The 317-nt window shown below is 37.9% G+C and carries 1 protein-coding gene; it reads right to left on the reverse strand.

Annotation, left to right across the window (positions count from 1 at the left end; genetic code table 11):
* Positions 1 to 8 precede the first annotated feature (8 nt).
* A partial coding sequence (locus CWB99_RS22945) for an IS3 family transposase (protein ID WP_171045435.1) occupies positions 9 to 317 on the reverse strand: 309 nt, incomplete at its 5' end.

Consider the following 317-nt stretch of genomic DNA (forward strand, 5'->3'; position numbering starts at 1 on the left):
TGTACTGGTCAAGTCCAACCGGACACTTTCTTTTTATAATTTTCATACTCAATTGGACTCATATCATCCAGTGAGCTGTGCAGTCTGATCTTGTTGTAATATCTGATGTATTTCTCTACATCGGAGCGCATAGAATAACGTGTTAAATGCCTAACATTTAGCAGCCATTCATTCTTTAAACTCCCAAAAAAACGCTCGACAACTGCATTATCTAGGCACGCTTCTTTACCGCTCATTGAAGCAATAAAACCATGCTTCGTTAGTAACGCCTGATAACATTTACTTGTGTACTGTGAACCTCTATCACTATGAAATAT

Origin of the sequence: Pseudoalteromonas rubra, assembly GCF_005887095.1 — a bacterium.
Lineage (GTDB): Bacteria > Pseudomonadota > Gammaproteobacteria > Enterobacterales > Alteromonadaceae > Pseudoalteromonas > Pseudoalteromonas rubra_E.